17 protein-coding genes are annotated in these 20026 nt (G+C 31.2%); 13 read left to right on the forward strand and 4 right to left on the reverse strand.

Translation table 11 applies throughout. The features are described 5' to 3' along the window. Nucleotides 1-5 precede the first annotated feature (5 nt). Nucleotides 6-587: a PASTA domain-containing protein gene (locus ACQY6M_RS03845; RefSeq protein ID WP_428740487.1), complete on the reverse strand. Its 582-nt coding sequence runs from the start codon at nucleotides 585-587 to the stop codon at nucleotides 6-8. A 153-nt stretch (nucleotides 588-740) separates the two neighbouring features. Between ACQY6M_RS03845 and ACQY6M_RS03850 the strand changes: the two genes are divergently transcribed. The 6 genes from ACQY6M_RS03850 (at nucleotide 741) to ACQY6M_RS03875 (ending at nucleotide 7883) form a co-directional block, all read left to right on the forward strand. Continuing rightward, nucleotides 741-1718, forward strand: coding sequence for a D-alanine--D-alanine ligase (locus tag ACQY6M_RS03850; RefSeq protein ID WP_428740488.1), 978 nt, complete (start codon nucleotides 741-743; stop codon nucleotides 1716-1718). A 6-nt stretch (nucleotides 1719-1724) separates the two neighbouring features. Continuing rightward, nucleotides 1725-2177, forward strand: a complete 453-nt coding sequence (gene coaD, locus ACQY6M_RS03855; protein ID WP_428740489.1) for a pantetheine-phosphate adenylyltransferase — start codon at nucleotides 1725-1727, stop codon at nucleotides 2175-2177. A gap of 18 nt (nucleotides 2178-2195) precedes the next feature. Next, a complete protein-coding gene (locus ACQY6M_RS03860; protein WP_428740490.1) occupies nucleotides 2196-3941 on the forward strand; it encodes a M14 family metallopeptidase in 1746 nt (581 codons plus the stop codon). 60 nt (nucleotides 3942-4001) lie between these two features. Next, a complete protein-coding gene (locus tag ACQY6M_RS03865) occupies nucleotides 4002-4520 on the forward strand; it encodes an RNA polymerase sigma factor (RefSeq protein WP_428740491.1) in 519 nt (172 codons plus the stop codon). A gap of 73 nt (nucleotides 4521-4593) precedes the next feature. Next, a complete protein-coding gene (locus ACQY6M_RS03870; RefSeq protein WP_428740492.1) occupies nucleotides 4594-5511 on the forward strand; it encodes a FecR family protein in 918 nt (305 codons plus the stop codon). Next, complete coding sequence (locus ACQY6M_RS03875) at nucleotides 5508-7883, forward strand: TonB-dependent receptor plug domain-containing protein (RefSeq protein WP_428740493.1); 2376 nt, start codon at nucleotides 5508-5510, stop codon at nucleotides 7881-7883. The genes ACQY6M_RS03870 and ACQY6M_RS03875 overlap by 4 nt, the downstream gene beginning before the upstream one ends. A gap of 37 nt (nucleotides 7884-7920) precedes the next feature. Here ACQY6M_RS03875 and ACQY6M_RS03880 read toward each other — a convergent pair whose 3' ends face one another. Beyond that, entirely contained in the window at nucleotides 7921-9096 is a 1176-nt protein-coding gene (locus tag ACQY6M_RS03880; RefSeq protein WP_428740494.1) for a GlmU family protein, read from the reverse strand. Nucleotides 9097-9201: 105 nt separating this feature from the next. Between ACQY6M_RS03880 and ACQY6M_RS03885 the strand changes: the two genes are divergently transcribed. The 6 genes from ACQY6M_RS03885 to ACQY6M_RS03910 all read left to right on the forward strand — a co-directional run bounded on the left by ACQY6M_RS03885 (nucleotide 9202) and on the right by ACQY6M_RS03910 (nucleotide 14947). Then, nucleotides 9202-9588: a 6-phosphogluconate dehydrogenase gene (locus ACQY6M_RS03885; RefSeq protein ID WP_428740495.1), complete on the forward strand. Its 387-nt coding sequence runs from the start codon at nucleotides 9202-9204 to the stop codon at nucleotides 9586-9588. Then, nucleotides 9578-10126, forward strand: a complete 549-nt coding sequence (locus ACQY6M_RS03890) for an acyl-CoA thioesterase (RefSeq protein WP_428740496.1) — start codon at nucleotides 9578-9580, stop codon at nucleotides 10124-10126. Before ACQY6M_RS03885 ends, ACQY6M_RS03890 begins: the two co-directional genes overlap by 11 nt. Nucleotides 10127-10129: 3 nt before the next feature. Next, nucleotides 10130-10822 carry a cyclase family protein gene (locus ACQY6M_RS03895; RefSeq protein ID WP_428740497.1) on the forward strand — a complete coding sequence of 231 codons (693 nt, stop codon included), beginning with the start codon at nucleotides 10130-10132 and terminating at the stop codon, nucleotides 10820-10822. Nucleotides 10823-11112: 290 nt separating this feature from the next. After that, complete coding sequence (locus ACQY6M_RS03900; protein ID WP_428740498.1) at nucleotides 11113-12204, forward strand: hypothetical protein; 1092 nt, start codon at nucleotides 11113-11115, stop codon at nucleotides 12202-12204. Between the two features lie 8 nt (nucleotides 12205-12212). Further along, a complete protein-coding gene (locus ACQY6M_RS03905; RefSeq protein WP_428740499.1) occupies nucleotides 12213-14300 on the forward strand; it encodes a M64 family metallopeptidase in 2088 nt (695 codons plus the stop codon). 95 nt (nucleotides 14301-14395) lie between these two features. Next, complete coding sequence (locus ACQY6M_RS03910) at nucleotides 14396-14947, forward strand: hypothetical protein (protein WP_428740500.1); 552 nt, start codon at nucleotides 14396-14398, stop codon at nucleotides 14945-14947. Between the two features lie 65 nt (nucleotides 14948-15012). On the opposite strand, the gene carB is transcribed toward ACQY6M_RS03910, so the two are convergent. Then, nucleotides 15013-17865, reverse strand: coding sequence for a carbamoyl-phosphate synthase large subunit (gene carB, locus ACQY6M_RS03915; protein ID WP_428740501.1), 2853 nt, complete (start codon nucleotides 17863-17865; stop codon nucleotides 15013-15015). Nucleotides 17866-17967: 102 nt separating this feature from the next. Further along, complete coding sequence (gene rpmH / locus ACQY6M_RS03920) at nucleotides 17968-18129, reverse strand: 50S ribosomal protein L34 (RefSeq protein WP_028891113.1); 162 nt, start codon at nucleotides 18127-18129, stop codon at nucleotides 17968-17970. A gap of 230 nt (nucleotides 18130-18359) precedes the next feature. Here rpmH and ACQY6M_RS03925 point away from each other — a divergent pair, with 230 nt between their 5' ends. Then, on the forward strand, nucleotides 18360-19973 hold the full coding sequence (locus ACQY6M_RS03925) for a CTP synthase (protein WP_428740502.1): 1614 nt from the start codon (nucleotides 18360-18362) through the stop codon (nucleotides 19971-19973). Nucleotides 19974-20026 lie beyond the last annotated feature (53 nt).

Raw genomic sequence — 20026 nt, forward strand, 5'->3', positions numbered from 1 at the left:
AAAAATTAGTATCCATTTCCATCTCCTAAAATCAAGTCGATGGTTGTTTGTTTTGGTAATTTTGTCCCTGGTTCTATTTTCTTGCCGTTATGCTTTAATCCACGAACAACATCTTTTCCTATATCATGAACCCAAGTAACATCTTTTCCTACTTTAAAACCTATAGAACGTAAATGTGTCGTTGCTTGTCTTCTTGTACGTCCATTCAAATCTGGTATTACAACATCACGATACTTAGACGGATTCAAAGTAAGGTATATTTTACGCTTTTCTTTTACAAAATCTCCAGCTTCTGGATCCTGTTCAATAATCGATTTTTTCGGGTACTCTGGATTATAATTAGCACTATCAACTACTACAAAATCTAGGTTTAATTCATCTAATTTTTGCGTTACTTCCGTTAAAGACATTTTGTGCAAGTTAGGTACTTGTATTTTTTGATTATGGTTTGTAGTAACTCCTAACCACCATTGTAAAGTAAATACAAAAACTAGTAGTAAAACTACTGCTATTCCAATATTTTTTACAAATGTTTTACTTTTAATAAATTGAAATAATCCTTTAAGATTTTCTGAAAAATTACTCATATCGGTTTTTTGTAAAGAGGCACAAATTTACAGTAAAAATATTACTATTTTAAATTCCACAAGCCTTTAACGAGTTTTTTTGGTAAGTTTGTATAATCCGACAGTCGGATTTTGATTAAACAATGATAAAATACCAATAGAAATACGTTTAAAGTGAAAAAAAACATCGCTATTATTATGGGAGGATATTCTTCTGAAGTAGGAATATCTTTAAAAAGTGGTAATGTAGTTTACAAACATCTTAATAAAGAAAAATACAATCCATATAGAGTACATATTTTAAAAGACAAATGGGTTTTAGTTGATGATAACGAAGTAGAATACCCTATTAATAAGCATGATTTTTCTGCTGAAATTGAAGGAATCAAGATCACTTTTGACGCTGTTTTTAATGCGATTCATGGTACTCCGGGTGAAAACGGAGTTATCTTAGCTTATTTTAACCTTATCGGATTAAAACATACCTCTGCCCCATTCTATCAAATGGCATTGACTTTTAACAAACGAGATACCTTAAGCGTAGTAAAAGAATATGGAATTCCTGCTGCAATTTCTGTCTATTTAAATAAAGGAGATAAAATTAACACCGATACTATCATCGAAAAAGTAGGACTCCCTTGTTTTGTAAAACCTAATAATGCGGGATCTAGCTTCGGAATCTCTAAAGTATATACACAAGAAGAATTAATTCCTGCTATTGAAAAAGCATATGAGGAAGATTCTGAAATATTAATCGAAAGCTTTTTGGATGGAACTGAAGTTTCTGTAGGTGTAATCCAGTACAAAGGAGAAACCACAGTATTACCAATTACCGAAATTGTTTCTGATAACGATTTCTTTGATTATAAAGCTAAATATGAAGGTGAGTCGCAAGAAATCACTCCTGCTCGTTTAACTGAATCGCAAGAAAAGAGTGTGAATGAGATTGCTAAACGTGTATATGAAATTTTAAATATGAGGGGATTTTCACGTTCTGAATATATTTTAGTAAACGATGTTCCTCATTTCTTAGAAATGAATACTGTTCCTGGCTTAACAGAAGCTAGTATTTTACCACAACAAGCTAATCATGCAGGCATTTCATTAACAGAATTGTTTGGAAATGCTATTGAAATGGCGTTAAATAATTAAACTACAATGAAAAGAGCAATTTTCCCCGGATCGTTTGATCCAATTACATTAGGTCATGTAGATATTATTGAGCGTGGTGTTACACTATTTGACGAACTAATTATTGCTATTGGTATAAACGCGGATAAAAAATATATGTTTTCTTTAGAAGAACGTAAGCGTTTTATTGAAGAAACTTTTAAGCATGAACCTAAAATAAAGGTACTAACTTATAGCGGACTTACCGTAAACTTCTGTAAAGAGCAAGAGGCTCAATTTATTTTAAGAGGTTTACGAAATCCTGCCGATTTTGAGTTCGAAAAAGCCATTGCACATACTAACAGAAAACTTTCTGAAATTGAAACTGTTTTCTTACTTACCTCTTCAGGTAAGAGTTATATTTCGTCTTCTATCGTGCGTGATGTAATTCGAAATGAAGGAGATTATACTGGTTTGGTTCCAGACGCTGTTAGAATTTAACCTTTTAAACATATTCTATTGAAAAAGCTAGTTGTACTATTGCTAATAATTACTGTTGCTTGCAAACCAACTTCAACAAAGAAAACAAAAGATTTCACGACACTGTTTGAAACATCAAACGGTACGGAAACACCTACCTATAAAGAGGTAATTTCTTTTTATGAAGAGTTAGCTAACACTTATCCTGAAATTTCCTTGTTTGAGATTGGTACTACTGATATTGGCAACCCCTTACACGTAGCTGTTTTTAATACAGATGGAAAAACAGACATCAGTCAAATTAAAAGCTCTTCAAAAAATAGAGTTTTAATCAACAACGGAATTCATCCTGGAGAATCTGACGGAATAGATGCTTCAATGTTATTGTTACGAAATATTACTCAAAATGATTCTCTAAAAAACAAGTATAAAAACTCGTTAATTTGTGTTATTCCCGTATACAATATTGGTGGAGCTTTAAATAGAAACTCACATACTAGAGCCAATCAAAATGGACCAAAAGAGTATGGTTTTAGAGGAAATGCCCGTAACTATGACTTAAATCGTGATTTTATTAAACAAGACTCTAAAAATGCTGCTGCCTTTGCTGAAATATTTCATACTATAAATCCAGATGTTTTTATTGATAATCATGTTAGTAATGGCGCCGATTATCAATATGCTATTACCCACCTCTTTACACAACACAATAAGTTAGGAGGAAAATTAGGTGAGTTTATTGAAAAAGAAATGCGTCCAAGGATAGAACAATCCCTAGCTAAAAAAGATATCATCATTACTCCATATGTAAATGTATGGGGAACCACTCCTGAAAGCGGTTGGTCTCAGTTTTTTGATTCTCCAAGATACTCTACAGGATACACTACCCTGTTCAATACTTTAGGGTTAATGGTAGAAACTCATATGCTTAAACCTTATAAAATACGTGTTGAACAAACTTATGAGCTACTATTTTCTACTTTAGATTTTTCAGAAGAGAATAGTTCTGCCATTAAAGATTTACGTAAAAATGCTGTACAGGAAATCATTAATAAGAAAACATATCCTATTGCTTTTGAAGTTGATAAAAACAATCCATCTTCTTTAGAATTCAAAGGATATGAAGGTACATTTATAGATAGTAAAGTTACCAATGGTAAACGCTTATTTTACAACAGGTCAAAGCCTTATATTAAAAACATTTTATACTACAATAATTTCGCTCCAACACAAGAAATTACTATACCTAAAGCCTATATTTTACAACGAGGTTGGCATAAGATTATTAAACGTTTAGAAGATAATAAGATTGAATTTACTCGCTTTAAAAAAGATACTATCTTAACCGTTGAAGTACAGCACATCAAAGATTTTAAAACTCGAAAAGAGGCATACGAAGGTCATTATTTGCATTACAATACCACTATTGCTAAAACTAAAAGTCAAGTTCCATTTTCTAAAGGAGATATATACATTCCTACAAATCAAACAGGAATACGTTATATTATTGAAACTTTAGAGGCTGAGGCGCCTGATTCGTTTTTTAACTGGAACTTCTTCGATACCGTTTTACAACAAAAAGAAGGGTATTCTTCATATGTATTTGAAGATATTGCCGAAAGATTCTTAAAAGAAAACCCACCTGTAAAACAACTATTTGAAGAAAAACTTAAAAATGAGGAGGACTTTGCTAAAAATCCACAAGCGCAATTATACTGGGTGTATCAAAAGACACCTTATTATGAAACAGCACATAAGAAACTACCTATTTTTAAGTTATATTAACAATAAGATAATCTTCAAGATACATTTTTATACATTTGCACTGATTTAGAAAAGAATCTAATGAATAAAGAACCCTTAAAATCGGTTTGTGAACAAAAAAATTTCGAAACAATTTTTAATCAGCATTCACAAACATTAAGAAATTATATATACTACAAGTGTGGCGATCTTCAACAAGCGGAAGATATCGTTCAGGAAGCCTATATAAAATTATGGGGAAATTGTGCTAAAGTAATTTATGAGAAAGCTAAGTCCTTTTTATATACTGTAGCAAATAACCATTTTTTAAATGAAGTTGCTCACAAAAAAGTGGTTCTTGAACACCAAAAACTAAGTGTTAATACCAATACAACCAATGAAACTCCACAATTTATTTTGGAAGAAGAAGAGTTTCATAAAAAACTAAAAGAAGCAATTGCTAATTTGCCAGAAAAACAACGTGAGGTGTTTTTATTAAGTAGAATTGACAAGAAAAAATATTCTGAAATTGCTGACATTGTTGGAGTTTCGGTAAAAGCAGTAGAAAAGAGAATGAGTAAAGCATTACTTGCTTTAAAAGAACAGATAGGTAAAATTTAATAAAAAACAATATTTGTAGTAGGGTAATTAGTCTTTTAATTGTTCTTATAACAAATAGCACGAACAATAGAAAATGAAAATAGATTATACAGATGAAACTTTTTTAGCTAGATGGATAGCTAATGAACTATCTTCTGAAGAGTTGAAAGCATTTCAACAGTCGGAAGCTTATCATCAATTCAAAGCAATTGATGAGGCTTCTCTGTTATTAAAGGCTCCTGATTATAATCAGGAAGAAACTTTTAATAAAATACAAGAAAAATTATTTTCTAAAAAACAAGAGAAAAAAGTTGTTAAGTTAATTCCAGCATGGATGTACGGAGCAGTTGCTTCAATCGCCTTATTAATTAGCTTCTTTTATTTCAATAACAGTACGACTATTTCAACAACTTATGGAGAACAAATTACTATAACCTTACCAGATAATTCTTTAGTTCATTTATCGCCAAATACTACTATCAAATACAAAGAACGTAATTGGAATAAAAAAAGAAGTCTATCTCTAGAGGGTAAAGCTTTTTTTGAAGTTGAAAAAGGAAAATCCTTTACTGTAAAAACAGAAGAAGGTAATGTTACCGTATTAGGAACTAAATTTACTGTAGATGCTTCAAAAAATTATTTTGAAGTTCTTTGCTTTGAAGGAAAAGTTAAAACTACATCAAAAAATAATGATGAAACAATTTTAACAAAAGGAAAAGCCTACAGAAATTATAACAACGTTAGTGAAAACTGGAATTTTATTAACAGTTCTCCTTCTTGGTTATTGGGTGAAAGCACTTTTAACAACACTCCTTTATACCAGGTTATAAAAGCATTAGAAAACCAATTCAACTTAAAATTTGATACTTCTAAAATAGACCTTAATCAAAGGTTTACAGGTACTTTTACACATGAAGATGTTAATATAGCATTGAAAACTGTTTTTGCTCCTATGAAAATTTCTTATAAATTAGCAAAAAATAGTTCAGTTATATTAACATATCGTAAATGAAGATAAAATTAAGTATACTTTTTATATGCTTAGCTATGTCTATTTTTTCTCAAGAAAAGGTAGACATTTCTTTTATTGATGCACCTTTACTGACTGTTTTAAAAAAAGCAGAAGCTAGTTTTGATGTAAAATTTTCATTTAATACTGAGGTTATTGAAAAAAAGAACTTTTCTTTCAAAAAAAAGAAATGTCTACTAATTCATCTTATTACTGAGATTGAACGTCAAACTCCATTAATTTTTAATCAAATTAATGAACGCTATTATTATATTACTGTAAACAAAGATCATACTCCTATAGACTTCAACTTATTAAATGAAGTTCAAGTTACAAGTTATGTTACATCTGCAATTAATAAAAAGAAAAATAGTGCTATCTCAATCAACCCTCAACAATTAGGTCCTTTACCTGGACTTACAGAGCCTGATGTTTTAGAAAGTTTAAAAATTATTCCAGGAGTACAAAGTCCTAATGAGACCGCTTCGGGCATATACATAAGAGGTGGTACACCTAATCAAAACTTAGTTTTATGGGATGGAATAAAAATGTATTCTTATGGTCATTTTTTTGGAATGCTATCTGCATTTAATCCTTATACAACAAAAGAAATTATTTTATCAAAAAGTGGTACGGAAGCTAGATATGGAAATCGAGTTTCTGGGGTAATAGATATTAAAACTAAAGAGAATATTCCTGAAAAGATTACAGGAAATTTTGGTTTTAATATGACACATGCTGATGCTTTTTTAAATGTTCCTTTTTCTGATAAAACTTCTGTCTCTATCTCCGCCAGAAGATCTTTTTCAGATATTATAAAGACTTTTACTTTTAATAAGTTATTTACTCGTGTGTTCAGTACATTTGACAGCAATCAAAAAGACCAAAATATTATAGATAAAGAAATTAATTTTAGTAGAGTTAATAAGCTCGACTTTTATGACTATACTACTAAATTTGTTTATAAACCTTCCGAAAACGAGTCTTTTCATCTTAGTTTCTTACATACTGGCAATAAAATGTATAATGATTTGATTGTTCCTGAATATGAAGATCATTATAATGACAAACTGAATATAAAAAATACTGGTATTAGTGTTAATTGGGAAAGAAAAGTAAATGAGACCACCACGCATAATGTAAAAAGTTATTACTCTAATTTTAATTTGACATATAAAGGAGTCTATAACTACTTAGATAATTACCTTGATCTTTTTTCCTCTAAAAATAATTCTATAAATGATTTTGGTCTTACATATAATGTGAATTACTCTTTTAATAAGCAATCAGATTTATTTTTAGGATATGATTTTTCATCTACTAAAGCTAAATATGATTTAGACTATTCTTATGCTATAGAGGGAGAGAACAGATATTCATCAATTGAAAAAGATAAAGGAACCAATAATACACACTCTATTTTTGGTGAATATCAATATGATGATAATGATTGGAATATTAATACAGGTGTAAGATTTAACTATTTTTCTAAAATTGATAAGTTTGTATTAGAACCTCGCTTATACTTTGAAAAAAAGCTTAATAAAAATTTTAATTTCAAAGCATCTTTTGAGCAAAAACACCAAGCTTTAATTCAATTAATAGAGTTTCAAACTTCTAGCTTAGGTTTCGACTTAGAAAATGAAATATGGACACAGGTAAACAATGATAACATTCCTCTCCAAAAAAGTTTACAGACTTCTTATGGAGTTCTTTTCAATCAAAAAAATTGGACTATAGATATAGAATCTTATTATAAGATGGTAAGTGGTATGACATCACTAACAAGTGGTTATAATGATCAAACAGATGATTTTTCAAATGGAAAAGGGAAAGTCTTTGGAGTAGATCTTCTTATTAGCAAACATTTTAATAATTATAAAACTTGGATTAATTACTCTTACACAAAAAATAGATTCAAATTTTTAGATTTAGAAAACACATATTTTCCTGCTAATCATGATATTACCCACTATTTTTCTTGGTCTCAAGCCTATAAACTAAAGAATTATGAGTTTTCTTTAGGGTGGATTTATAGAACAGGTAACCCGTATACAGCTGTAAAAGAATTTTATACCGATAGTGATGGTAATCCCTTTATTGATTTAGACTCGGATAATATTAATGCGCATCGATTACCTAATTATCATCGTTTAGATGCATCTATGTCCTATTCCTTTAATTTTTCCCAAAAGTGGAAAGGTAAATTGGGCTTTTCCATTTTAAACATATACAACCAGAAAAATATTTTTAATAGATATTATACTGCAGTTCCTATGAGAAATTCAAATAATGAAATAAAATATCAACTCAAACAAGTCGATAAAATTTCTTTAGGAATTACACCTAACATTGTTTTTAGAGTTAGCTTTTAAATAAAAAGATCTTACAAATTTGTAAGATCTTTTTATTTTAATAGTTTCTATATTGTTTCGTTTCTTCAAAAACGTGCTCTAAAATCTGTTTTTCTCTTTCATCAAAATCAACACCTCTTCGTTCCATTACTACTTCAGCAACTTCAAAAACTTTATTGGTTTTATATTCAGTAAACCCGGAAGCTCCTCCCCAACTAAACGATGGAACAAAATTTCTTGGAAATCCACTACCAAAAATATTAGCTGATACACCAACAACTGTACCTGTATTAAACATGGTGTTAATTCCACATTTTGAATGATCTCCCATCATTAATCCACAAAACTGTAAGCCTGTTTTAGCAAAGCGCCCAGTTTCATAGTTCCATAATCTAACTTCTGCATAGTTGTTTTTAAGGTTTGAATTATTACTATCTGCTCCAATATTACACCATTCTCCTAATACTGAATTACCTAAAAATCCGTCATGTCCTTTGTTAGAGTATCCAAATAAAACAGAATTATTAACCTCTCCTCCTACTTTACAGTATGGTCCTAGAGTAGTTGCTCCGTATATTTTTGCTCCTAGTTTTAACACTGAATGTTCGCACATTGCTAACGCCCCTCTTACCACAACACCTTCCATAATTTCGGCATGCTTACCTATATAAATTGGTCCTGTAGAAGCATTCAAAGTAGCAAATGTTAGCTTAGCTCCTTTTTCAACAAAAATATCTTCTCTATTGATACAATTAACTGTTTCGGGGATTGGTTGTGACTTTCTTCCTTCAGTAATTAAATCAAAGTCCGCTCGAATAGCTTTATCATTCAGTGAAAAAATATCCCAAGTATTTCTAATTTGAATAATATCATCTTCAAATTCTATTTGTTCATATACAGAAAAATCTACTTTTTCTTGAGTATCTTCTGTATAAAAAGCAATTACATCTTCTTCTTTAAAAATAGCTTGATTAGGTTGTAAATTCTTTACCATTTCAACCAAAGGTTTGGTTGGTAAAAAAGAAGCATTTAGTAATACGTTTTCTTCCATTTCAACCATTGGATATTTTTCTTCTAAATATTCTTCGGTTACCGTCGTGGTGGTTAACCCTAGATGCTTTTCCCATTTTTCTCTAATGGTTAAAATACCTACTCTAATGTCTGCAACTGGTCTTGTATATGTAAATGGTAATAAGGCGGTACGTACATCACCATCAAATAAAATATAATTCATTTTAATTATTTTTTTGAAGCAACACAAACTTACCACTTTCAATTCATTTTACAAGTCAAAATATAAACCTTACTTTTGTTATTATACATTCTTCAAATTTTTACTATGAAAAAAATCTTAGCTTTAATTTTAATTGGTATAGCTTTACTTGCTGCCTTATATTATGCTTTTATTTATTTTGTTCCTTATAGTGAAGGTGTTCGCTCAGGAGAATTGATAAAAATTAGCTACAAAGGAGTATTGGTAAAAACTTGGGAAGGAGAAATTAGTCAAGGTATTTCTGGGGCTCAAATTTTTGCTTTTTCTGTAGAAAATAATCAAAAAGAAGTGATAGATAAACTTCAAAAATACCAAGGTCGTTATGTAAAGGTTACTTACAAAGAACGATTTGGTACTTTTTTTTGGCTAGGTGATACTAAATATTTTATAACAGATGTTCAAGAAGAACAATCTCCTCATTTTAGAGGAATAACAAATGATAATGAACAATAATACATACAGAAATATAGAAGATACCTGCATTACTATTTCAGAGTTAATGCTTCCTTCTCACGCGAATTTTAGTGGTAAAATTCATGGAGGTTACATTTTGAACCTAATGGATCAAATTGCTTTTGCTTGTGCTTCAAAACACTCAACAAACTATTGTGTTACCGCATCAGTTGATACTGTTAATTTTATCAATCCTATTGAAGTTGGTGAGCTAGTCACCATGAAAGCTTCTATAAATTATGTAGGAAAAACATCTATGGTTGTTGGTATACGAGTTGAAGCTCAAAACATCCAAACTGGTCATACCAAACATTGTAATTCTTCTTATTTTACAATGGTTGCTAAAGATGAAAAAGGAAATAATTCGAAAGTTCCTGGAATAATTATTCGAAATCATAATGAAATGCGTCGATTTTTAGAGGCTATTCATAGAATTGAAATGAAAAAGAATAGACAAGAACAATTTGACAGTGATAACTTTACTTCTCAAGATTATATGAAAAGTTTAGAAAATCATAATGTAAAAATTGAATTATAAAACATGCCAGAAATTATAGATTTAAGTCAGGAAATCTTCCATGGAATGCCTGTATACAAAAGTCTTCCACAAGTTAAAATATCGGTTCATAACACTCATGAAGAATGGGATAACATAGAAAATCCTACTACTCAAACACCTGCTGTCTATAAATTAGAAATGGGAGAGCACACAGGAACTCATGTGGACGCTTTAAATCATATGGCTGCTAAGCACAAAGAAAAGTCTATAGATACCATGCCGCTTTCTATGTTTTATACAGAAGGTATATGTTTAGATTTTTCTCATAAAAACTTACAAGAATTAATTACTTCAGAAGAAGTTAAAGAACAGTTACAAAAAGAAGAACTTTACATAAAAGAAGGAGATACCGTTCTTTTTTGTACCAATCATTTCGCTAAACATTTTAATACAGAAAACTGGGGAAAAGGACCTGGTATTACTGCTGAATGTGCTACTTGGTTGGGTGAACAAAAAATTGCTGCTTTTGGTGTAGAAACTATGTCTCCTGGTGTTCCTAAAATTTCCAATAAAGAGGTACATCACATTTGTGGTGATATGGGGTTTACCCACTATGAAAATATGATAAACTTAGATAAATTAATAGGACGAGGACGGTTTCGCTTCATTGCTCTACCTCTAAAAATAAGAGGAGGAACAGGGTCTCCTGTTAGAGCTGTTGCTATTTTTGAATAGTAGCCGTTTATACATATAAAGTCTTTTTCTTTCTTAAAAGTTGATATTTCTCTTCAATATATTACTGTATTTGTAAAACTCACTAGCTTTTTACATATAGTTAAACTTTCCTCTAAATCTATTTTTTTTACATCTTCTCAAGGAAAAAATATAGTAATTACATAATAGATATCCTGTTAAAAAAAAGGGAAAACCCCTACGGTAATTTAGATCTTTTACATCCTGATAAACCTTTCTTCTGAAGCTAATTTTACACATTCAAAATCAACATATTAACCAAAACTAATGTAATGAAAAAATTAGCCCTCTTGTTTATTAGCGTGTTTATGAGTAGTAACTTGTTTTCTCAGCAAGCAGACATTAAATACCATGTTAATAATCACTCCTTAACCGGAAAGTTAAACAAAACCCCTATTTCTTTAGTTGTAAAAGAACTTTCAAAACAAAACTTCCTTTTGTTTATCATTGGGGACAATCAAGAATTTAACGTCACAGGACAATTATCTAATACTCCTGTTGACGAGGCCCTTGCTGAAATTATCCCGCCTAATATCCGATACTTCTATAAAGTAGATTCGGAGGAAGGTGAAAAAAATATGATTTCAAAATCTACAGAAAGTAATCGTATTCATTTAACAGCTTCTACCTCTAAACTGATGCTATTAAAACAAACGAACGATAAAAATGAAAATGCAGACAAGAACAAACCAAAATTAGGAGTTACTTCTAATTTAATGAATGTTAAAAGTCTAAAAACATTCAGAAACCTTAACATAGTAAAAGATCCCGTACAACCAAAAAACATAAAATTTGGTGGTACTTCTGCTATGGCTAGTACTACTAAAATAAAATCTGCATCTGCAAGAAGCGTAAGAAGAATTGACAATTTATCACCTGACCTAAATTTACAAAGGAATAAAACTGCCAAAAAACATCTAGTAGTAACCTATAAAATAACTAAAAACGGAATATCTCCAGTTTCCAAAACTGAAGAAGATGGTGATTACACTTTATCTACAGAAGAATCTGGAGATTGGGCTATTATAGGCTTAGAAGGAGATAATGCTGTATTAGCAGAAACCTTTGAAAATCCGCTTAGTTATAGAACAATTTTTGACCCAAAGAAAAGTGATCACAAAGAGTTTACTGCTGATGAAGCCTATGTTTCTGTAAAAATGCCAATAAAATACAAGTCGAAAGTGGCTTCTGAAAAATTAGATCTTAAGTTAGTTAAGTTCAAAGATGCTTCAAAAGCTGAAAACATTTTACAAAAAGTAAAAAGTAAGCAACTACGAAAAAGTGATTTGAATACATCTTTTCAAATCTTAAAGACAGCTTCTAGAGTTGACTTTTCTAAACTAAAAAAAATTACTAACCAATAACGAAGAAAATGAAAAATCTAAATAAAGCATTAATTTTATTAATGTGCCTTGTAACTATTGCTACTTTTTCACAAACTAAGACTACTTTATTGTACAATGGAAGTTCAGCTTCAAAGTTTGATATTGTATTTATGGGTGATGGTTTTACTTCATCTAATCAAAGTGAATTTAACACTTTAGTAGCCGATTACTTTAAAGCCATGTTTACTCACGATAATGGTAATTTAGACAATGTTTTATCCGAACTACAAGATGCTTTTAATATATATAGAGTTAATTTAAATTCTACTCAATCTGGTGTAACACAATATACTTGTAATAATGATGATTGTAGTAATAATCCCGCTAGTAGTAGAAATACTGCTTTAAACTTTAAATATTCAGGATGTTGGAATTGCTGTTGGATGTCAAAATCCAGCAATACTGATAACAAAATTAACAATGCTTTGAGCGCTGTTGGTTTATCAGGAGCTGATTTTGTAGTGGTTATTTTAAATGAACCTGGTTTTGGTGGGTGCTCTTACGGAAAAGTTTTATCCATCACTAAATCTATGGGGAACAATGTATTACTACACGAACTAGGACATTCAGTAGGAAAATTAGCTGATGAATATTCAAAACCTGGTTGCTTTAGTGGAACCAACCCAACTGCTGTAAATGTTGATAAAAATGATGATCCTAGTAAATGGAATAAGTTTGCTAAAAGTACTATTACAACTGGAGCTCCTACTGAATATAATGTTGATGGATTTGAAGGTGGACGTTATAACACAAACTGTATCTATCGTCCTTCTAGTAACAGTACCATGAGAGGAAACACAAACCTATTTAACCCACCAAGTTATAATGAGTTCTGGAAAAGAAACAAATCAAAGAGTGACTATAACTTTAACAAACCAATCATAGGTAACTTTCAAGGAAACAGCTATAATGATGTAGTACTACACTATGGTAATTATATCGCAGCCTATCCTACTGAACATCCAAAAGGTTTTACGGGTAATGGAGCTGGTATTACACGTCCTGCAAATTCATATGTCACCACCAAAAGAGTTAAAGGTCCTGGAGGTACTTGGTATATATCATCAAAAGACAGATTTTATGTAGGAGATTTTACAGGTGATGGTTATGATGACTTGCTTGTTTTTTATCCTAACAATCAATATTCTAGATTAGGAATTTTAAAATCTACCCCTACTGGTTTTGAATGTATTAAAAAGATATACTACAACTTACCTGGATGGCAAATGCGTAATGGAGATGAATTTTTTATTGCAGATTTCAATGGAGACGGAAAAGATGATTTCTACATTTTTAATGCAGTAAACTGGAATCAAGGATATATGGGGATGTTTAAATCAATTGGTAACAATTTCTCTTATGTGAAAAGATACGACAAATATTTACCTGGACATTATATGAGTTCTACTGATAAATATTTTGTAGCAGATTATACGGGAGACAATAAAGAAGAACTTGTATTATTCAATACCAGTTCAAAAGTTACTAGAATGTTTAAGTCCTCAGGAACTTCACTTTCAAAAACTAAAGAATATTTTGCGAGCTTACCAGGTTGGACAAGTAAAGCCGGAGATAAATATCATATAGCAGATATAAATGGAGATGGGAAAGATGATTTATATATTTTCAATGGTACAAACTGGGGACCAGAATACCTATTATTACTTAGATCAGACGGAAATGAATACAAGTACATAAAAAGATATGATGATGCTTTACCTGGTTGGAACATGAATAATCATGATAAATTTTATGTAGCCGATATTAACGGTGATGGAAAAGATGATTTATATGTCTTTAACAATCAAGACTGGTCTACACAATACCTAGGTCGCGTAATAACCAATGGTAGTACTGTAAGTGTAAATTACCAAAGTGATTGGATTGGTGGCTGGAATTTAGGTAGTGCAGATAAATTAATTGTAGACAACCGTAAAACCGGAAGAGATAATCTATTTATACACAACACAGATTGGTTTGCATATATGTGGTCAGGTACTTCCAACATGTACATAAAAGGAATGTATAAAGATTATATTCATGCCTTTAAGTACCATGATTATGGATGGTATTAATATCAAAAATTTCTAAAAAGAAAATAACACGGCTATTTTATAGTCGTGTTTTTCTTAATTTTAAGAACATTATAAAACAAAAGCCACTATTTATTATGAAATATTATGCTTTACCACCTTTAATCTTTCTATTCTTTGCGCTAAACTGTAAAAATTATACTTCAAAAGGCACACAAACCTACCTTCACAAATCAGAGAGTATTTCTAACAATCAAGAGTTTTATTTTACAGTTAATTTTGAGTTTACTAAGGATAATTATGAATTAATTTCAAAACATCAAAATGATGGGAATTTGTCTTATGACATTCAAACTCCCACAGATATATTCTTAGTAGCTTATAAAAATGATGATCTGTTTTTTTATAGCGAACTTACAGATCCTCTAACTATGAGAACTGTTGGCCAAAATGAAATGGAAAAAACCATGGAGAAAGGTTCTTTAAATATTAATCTACCTAAAGAGTTTGCTAATAAAAACAATACTAAAAACCTTAGTATTTATATATACAAAGTAAACGAATATATTGAAGATTTTGAATCTTCAGTTACTCAGAAAGAAAAACTAGAAGAATTAGAACAACAACAGTTTATTCAAAAAAGATATACTATTGACGCTAACCAATTAGCTCGTTTTTTAAATCAATAAAAAAATCCGAAGTAAATTACTTCGGATTTTTTCTATCTATTCTCGACTATAAAAGTATTGAACTCCTATTTACTCAAATACATTTTACGTCTTGCATATAGTTCGTAAAACTGATCATCTCTTAAGCTTTCAATAAATAAGATGCTTTCTCCTGTCGACTTCATTTCTGGTCCTAGCTTCTTATTTACATTTGGGAATTTATTAAAAGAGAATACAGGCTGCTTAATTGCAAATCCTTCTAACTGTGGATTGAAATCAAAATCAGTTACTTTTTTCTCTCCTAACATTACCTTAGTCGCATAGTTTACATAAGGTTCTTTATATGCTTTTGCAATAAATGGAACGGTACGAGACGCACGTGGATTCGCTTCAATGATAAATACTTTATCATCCTTAATAGCAAACTGAATGTTAATTAATCCAACTGTATCAAGTGCTAAAGCAATAGTTTTGGTATATTCTCTAATTTGCTCTAGTACTAATTCTCCTAAATTAAATGCTGGTAATGTTGCATTTGAATCTCCAGAGTGAATTCCACAAGGCTCAATGTGCTCCATAATTCCTATAATGTACACATTTTCACCATCACAAATAGCATCTGCTTCTGCTTCAATAGCTCCTTCTAAATAGTGGTCTAATAATAATTTGTTATTAGGAATCTTACGTAATAAATCTACTACATGTTCTAATAACTCCTCTTTATTGATTACAATTTTCATTCCTTGTCCTCCTAATACGTAAGATGGGCGTACTAAAATTGGGAAGTCTAACTCGTCTGCTAAAGCTAACGCTTCATCTGCATTTTCTGCAACTCCAAACTCTGGATAAGGAATACTATTTTCTTTTAATAAAGTTGAAAAACTTCCTCTATCTTCAGCTAAGTCTAAAGCTTTAAAGCTTGTTCCTAAGATAGGGATTCCGTAACGCTCAAGTTTTTCAGCTAATTTTAAAGCTGTTTGTCCTCCTAACTGAACGATAACTCCTTCTGGTTTCTCATGCTTGATAATATCGTAAATATGTTCCCAAAAAACTGGCTCAAAGTATAACTTATCAGCCGTATCAAAATCAGTAGAAACTGTTTCTGGGTTACAGTTAATCATAATGGTTTCGTAACCACATTCTTTAGCTGCATATACTCCGTGAACACAACAGTAATCAAACTCGATTCCTTGTCCTATTCGGTTAGGCCCAGAACCTAATACGATTACTTTTTTCTTATCTGTAACTACACTTTCATTTGATACAGAAATCTCTCCATCAGCAGTTTCTATTTCACTTTCAAATGTTGAATAGTAATAAGGAGTTTGCGCTTTAAACTCTGCCGCACATGTATCAACTAATTTGTAAACACGCTTTATTTTTAACTCCTCACGCTTTTTATATACTTGACTTTCTAAACATCCTAACATATGTGCGATTTGACGATCACCATATCCTTTTTGTTTAGCTTCTAATAACAATTCTCTATCAAGTGTATCAATGGTATATTTAGAAATTTCTTTTTCTAATTCGTATAATTCTTCATATTGACGTAAATACCACATATCAATCTTAGTGATTTCGTGAATTTTACTCAATGGCATTCCTATTTGAATAGCATCATAAATAGCAAAAACACGATCCCAAGAAGCATACTTTAGCTTCTCTTTAATTTGATTGTAGTCTCTGTAACTCTTACCGTCAGCTCCAATTCCATTACGTTTAATTTCTAACGACTGCGTAGCCTTATGTAAAGCTTCTTGGAACGAACGTCCAATTCCCATTACTTCCCCAACCGCTTTCATTTGTAAACCTAAAGTTCTATCAGAACCTTCAAACTTATCAAAATTCCAACGTGGTATTTTTACGATTACATAATCTAAAGTTGGTTCAAATAACGCAGAAGTAGACTTGGTAATTTGGTTATCTAACTCATCTAACGTATACCCAGTAGCTAATTTAGCTGCAATTTTTGCGATAGGATATCCCGTTGCTTTTGATGCTAATGCTGATGAACGAGATACACGCGGATTGATTTCAATCGCAATAATATCTTCTTTCTCATCTGGAGAAACTGCAAACTGGACATTACATCCTCCTGCAAACTCTCCGATAGAACGCATCATTTTAATTGCCATATCACGCATCTTCTGGAACGTTTTGTCCGAAAGTGTCATCGCTGGAGCCACTGTAATAGAATCTCCAGTGTGGATTCCCATTGGATCCATATTTTCGATAGAACAGATAATTACAACGTTATCATTATCATCACGTAATAACTCTAATTCATACTCTTTCCATCCCATCATCGCTTTATCAATCATTACCTCATGAATTGGAGAAATCTCTAATCCTCTTGATAATAATTCTTCAAACTCTTCTTCATTATAAACGATAGAAGCTCCTGCTCCACCCAAGGTAAACGAAGCTCTAATACATAATGGAAAACCAAATTCTTGAGCAATTTCTTTACCTTTTAAGAATGAAGTTGCTGTAGCTTGAGGTGCCATTGGCACTCCTATTTTTTCCATTAATAAACGGAACTTATCTCTATCTTCCGTGATATTAATAGCATCAATGTCTACTCCAATAATCTCTACATCAAAATCTTTCCAAATTCCTTTCTCATCAGCTTCAATACAAAGATTTAATGCCGTTTGTCCTCCCATAGTAGGTAAAACTGCATCAATTTGTGGATGTTCTTTTAAAATTTGAACAATCGACTTTGTATTCAAAGGCAACAAGTATACATGATCTGCCATTGATGGATCAGTCATAATTGTTGCAGGGTTTGAATTAATTAAGATGGTTTCAATTCCATCTTCTCTCAAAGATCTTAACGCTTGAGATCCTGAATAATCAAATTCACATGCTTGACCAATAACAATTGGTCCAGATCCAATAATTAAAATCGATTTAAGGTCTTGTCTTTTAGGCATTTTAATTCGTGTTGTGTTGTATGTAAAAATAAAAAAATGTTTAGTTATAAAAAAAGGCGATACTAAATAGTAACGCCTTTAAATATTAACAATAGTTAATCATTATTTCTTTGGTCTAGATTCAGATGAAACAGACAATTTCTTTCTTCCCTTTGCTCTTCTTCTAGCTAATACTTTACGTCCATTAGCAGAAGCCATTCTTTCGCGGAAACCGTGTTTGTTTCTTCTTTTTCTCTTCGATGGTTGGTACGTTCTTTTACTCATTACAGTATATCTTAAATATCGTCTTTAAAAAATGTTTTGCTTTTGTGAAATTCCGTCTGCTAAAAGCGTGGGCAAATATACAACAGTTTTTCAGTCTGACAAACCCTAATTTTATTTTTTTTTAAAAAAAGGTCGTTTGGCAAAAATACATAAACTTTCGCTATGTTTTTTCTCTTTTTTATTTGCTGTAATTGTCAGACTTCTTACTTTTGCGCAAACCTAACGACACCATGAATAACACAAAATACGTTTTTGTAACCGGAGGCGTAACTTCATCACTAGGGAAAGGAATTATAGCCGCTTCTTTAGCCAAATTATTACAAGAAAGAGGATACTCTGTAACCATTCAAAAATTAGATCCTTATATTAATATCGATCCAGGAACATTAAACCCATACGAACATGGAGAATGTTATGTTACTGATGATGGTGCCGAAACCGACTTAGATTTAGGACATTATGAGCGTTACTTAAATATTCCTACTTCACAAGCTAATAACGTTACTACTGGTAGAATTTATCAATCTGTAATTAACAAAGAACGTAAAGGTGAGTTCTTAGGAAAGACTGTGCAAGTAATTCCTCATATTACTGATGAAATTAAACATAGAATCCAAATTTTAGGAAATACTGGTGATTTTGATATTGTAATTACTGAAATTGGAGGAACTGTAGGTGATATTGAATCGTTACCTTATATAGAAGCTGTTCGTCAATTACAATGGGATTTAGGAGAAGATAATGCTATTGTTATTCACTTAACATTAGTCCCATATTTAGCCGCAGCTGGTGAGTTAAAAACAAAACCTACGCAACACTCTGTAAAAATGTTAATGCAAAGTGGTGTGAGTCCTGATATCTTAGTTTGTCGTTCAGAACACGAAATTTCTGATGATATCAAACGTAAATTAGCATTATTCTGTAATGTTAAAAAACAAAACGTAATTCAGTCATTAGATGCTGAAACTATCTACGATGTACCTAATTTAATGTTTAAAGAAGGGTTAGATTATGTCGTTTTAGATAAGTTACGTTTGTCTACTCGTAAGCAACCTAAATTAGCAGCTTGGAATCGCTTTTTAGATCGTCATAAAAACCCTACTTCTACTATTGAAATTGGTTTAGTGGGTAAATATGTAGAATTACACGATTCTTACAAGTCGATAACAGAAGCATTTATTCATGCTGGCGCTGCCAATAAAACTAAAGTTAATGTTCGTTGGATTCACTCCGAAGAGTTAACTCCAGAAAATGCTATACAACAGTTAGAAGGTGTAGACGGAGTTTTAGTTGCTCCAGGATTTGGTGACAGAGGTATTGAAGGTAAAATAGCAGCAGTACAATATGTTCGTGAAAACAATATTCCGTTTTTAGGAATTTGCTTAGGTATGCAAATGGCTGTAATTGAATTTGCTAGAAACGTATTAAACTTGAAAGATGCAAACTCTACAGAAATGAACCCTAAAGTTACTCATCCTGTTATCAACTTAATGGAAGAACAAAAAGGAGTTACTAATAAAGGAGGTACTATGCGTTTAGGTGCTTGGGATTGTCAATTAACACAAGACTCAAAAGTTTTTGAAGCCTATAAACAAGAGTTAATTAGCGAACGTCACCGTCACAGATATGAGTATAACAACGAATATAAAGAACAATTAGAAACTGCAGGTATGAAAACTGCAGGTATCAACCCAAAAACAGGTCTAGTAGAAATTATTGAAATACCTACTCACCCATGGTTTGTTGGTGTGCAATATCATCCTGAATATAAGAGTACGGTGTTAAATCCACATCCTTTATTTGTGAATTTTATCAAAGCCGCATTAAAACATTCAAAAAAATAAATTTAAAAATCCTGTAAATAAATTACAGGATTTTTTCTTTTATATCTCAATTT

The organism is Tenacibaculum sp., assembly GCF_050290165.1.
Classification (GTDB): Bacteria; Bacteroidota; Bacteroidia; order Flavobacteriales; family Flavobacteriaceae; genus Polaribacter.

What these genes read in the sequence shown, in the direction of transcription:
- ACQY6M_RS03845 (WP_428740487.1), bottom strand. Translation starts at nt 587, where the DNA reads ATGAGTAATTTTTCAGAAAATCTTAAAGGATTATTTCAATTTATTAAA.
- coaD (WP_428740489.1), top strand. Translation starts at nt 1,725, where the DNA reads ATGAAAAGAGCAATTTTCCCCGGATCGTTTGATCCAATTACATTAGGT.
- ACQY6M_RS03865 (WP_428740491.1), top strand. Translation starts at nt 4,002, where the DNA reads ATGAATAAAGAACCCTTAAAATCGGTTTGTGAACAAAAAAATTTCGAA.
- ACQY6M_RS03870 (WP_428740492.1), top strand. Translation starts at nt 4,594, where the DNA reads ATGAAAATAGATTATACAGATGAAACTTTTTTAGCTAGATGGATAGCT.
- ACQY6M_RS03875 (WP_428740493.1), top strand. Translation starts at nt 5,508, where the DNA reads ATGAAGATAAAATTAAGTATACTTTTTATATGCTTAGCTATGTCTATT.
- ACQY6M_RS03880 (WP_428740494.1), bottom strand. Translation starts at nt 9,096, where the DNA reads ATGAATTATATTTTATTTGATGGTGATGTACGTACCGCCTTATTACCA.
- ACQY6M_RS03885 (WP_428740495.1), top strand. Translation starts at nt 9,202, where the DNA reads ATGAAAAAAATCTTAGCTTTAATTTTAATTGGTATAGCTTTACTTGCT.
- ACQY6M_RS03890 (WP_428740496.1), top strand. Translation starts at nt 9,578, where the DNA reads ATGAACAATAATACATACAGAAATATAGAAGATACCTGCATTACTATT.
- ACQY6M_RS03895 (WP_428740497.1), top strand. Translation starts at nt 10,130, where the DNA reads ATGCCAGAAATTATAGATTTAAGTCAGGAAATCTTCCATGGAATGCCT.
- ACQY6M_RS03900 (WP_428740498.1), top strand. Translation starts at nt 11,113, where the DNA reads ATGAAAAAATTAGCCCTCTTGTTTATTAGCGTGTTTATGAGTAGTAAC.
- ACQY6M_RS03905 (WP_428740499.1), top strand. Translation starts at nt 12,213, where the DNA reads ATGAAAAATCTAAATAAAGCATTAATTTTATTAATGTGCCTTGTAACT.
- ACQY6M_RS03910 (WP_428740500.1), top strand. Translation starts at nt 14,396, where the DNA reads ATGAAATATTATGCTTTACCACCTTTAATCTTTCTATTCTTTGCGCTA.
- carB (WP_428740501.1), bottom strand. Translation starts at nt 17,865, where the DNA reads ATGCCTAAAAGACAAGACCTTAAATCGATTTTAATTATTGGATCTGGA.
- rpmH (WP_028891113.1), bottom strand. Translation starts at nt 18,129, where the DNA reads ATGAGTAAAAGAACGTACCAACCATCGAAGAGAAAAAGAAGAAACAAA.
- ACQY6M_RS03925 (WP_428740502.1), top strand. Translation starts at nt 18,360, where the DNA reads ATGAATAACACAAAATACGTTTTTGTAACCGGAGGCGTAACTTCATCA.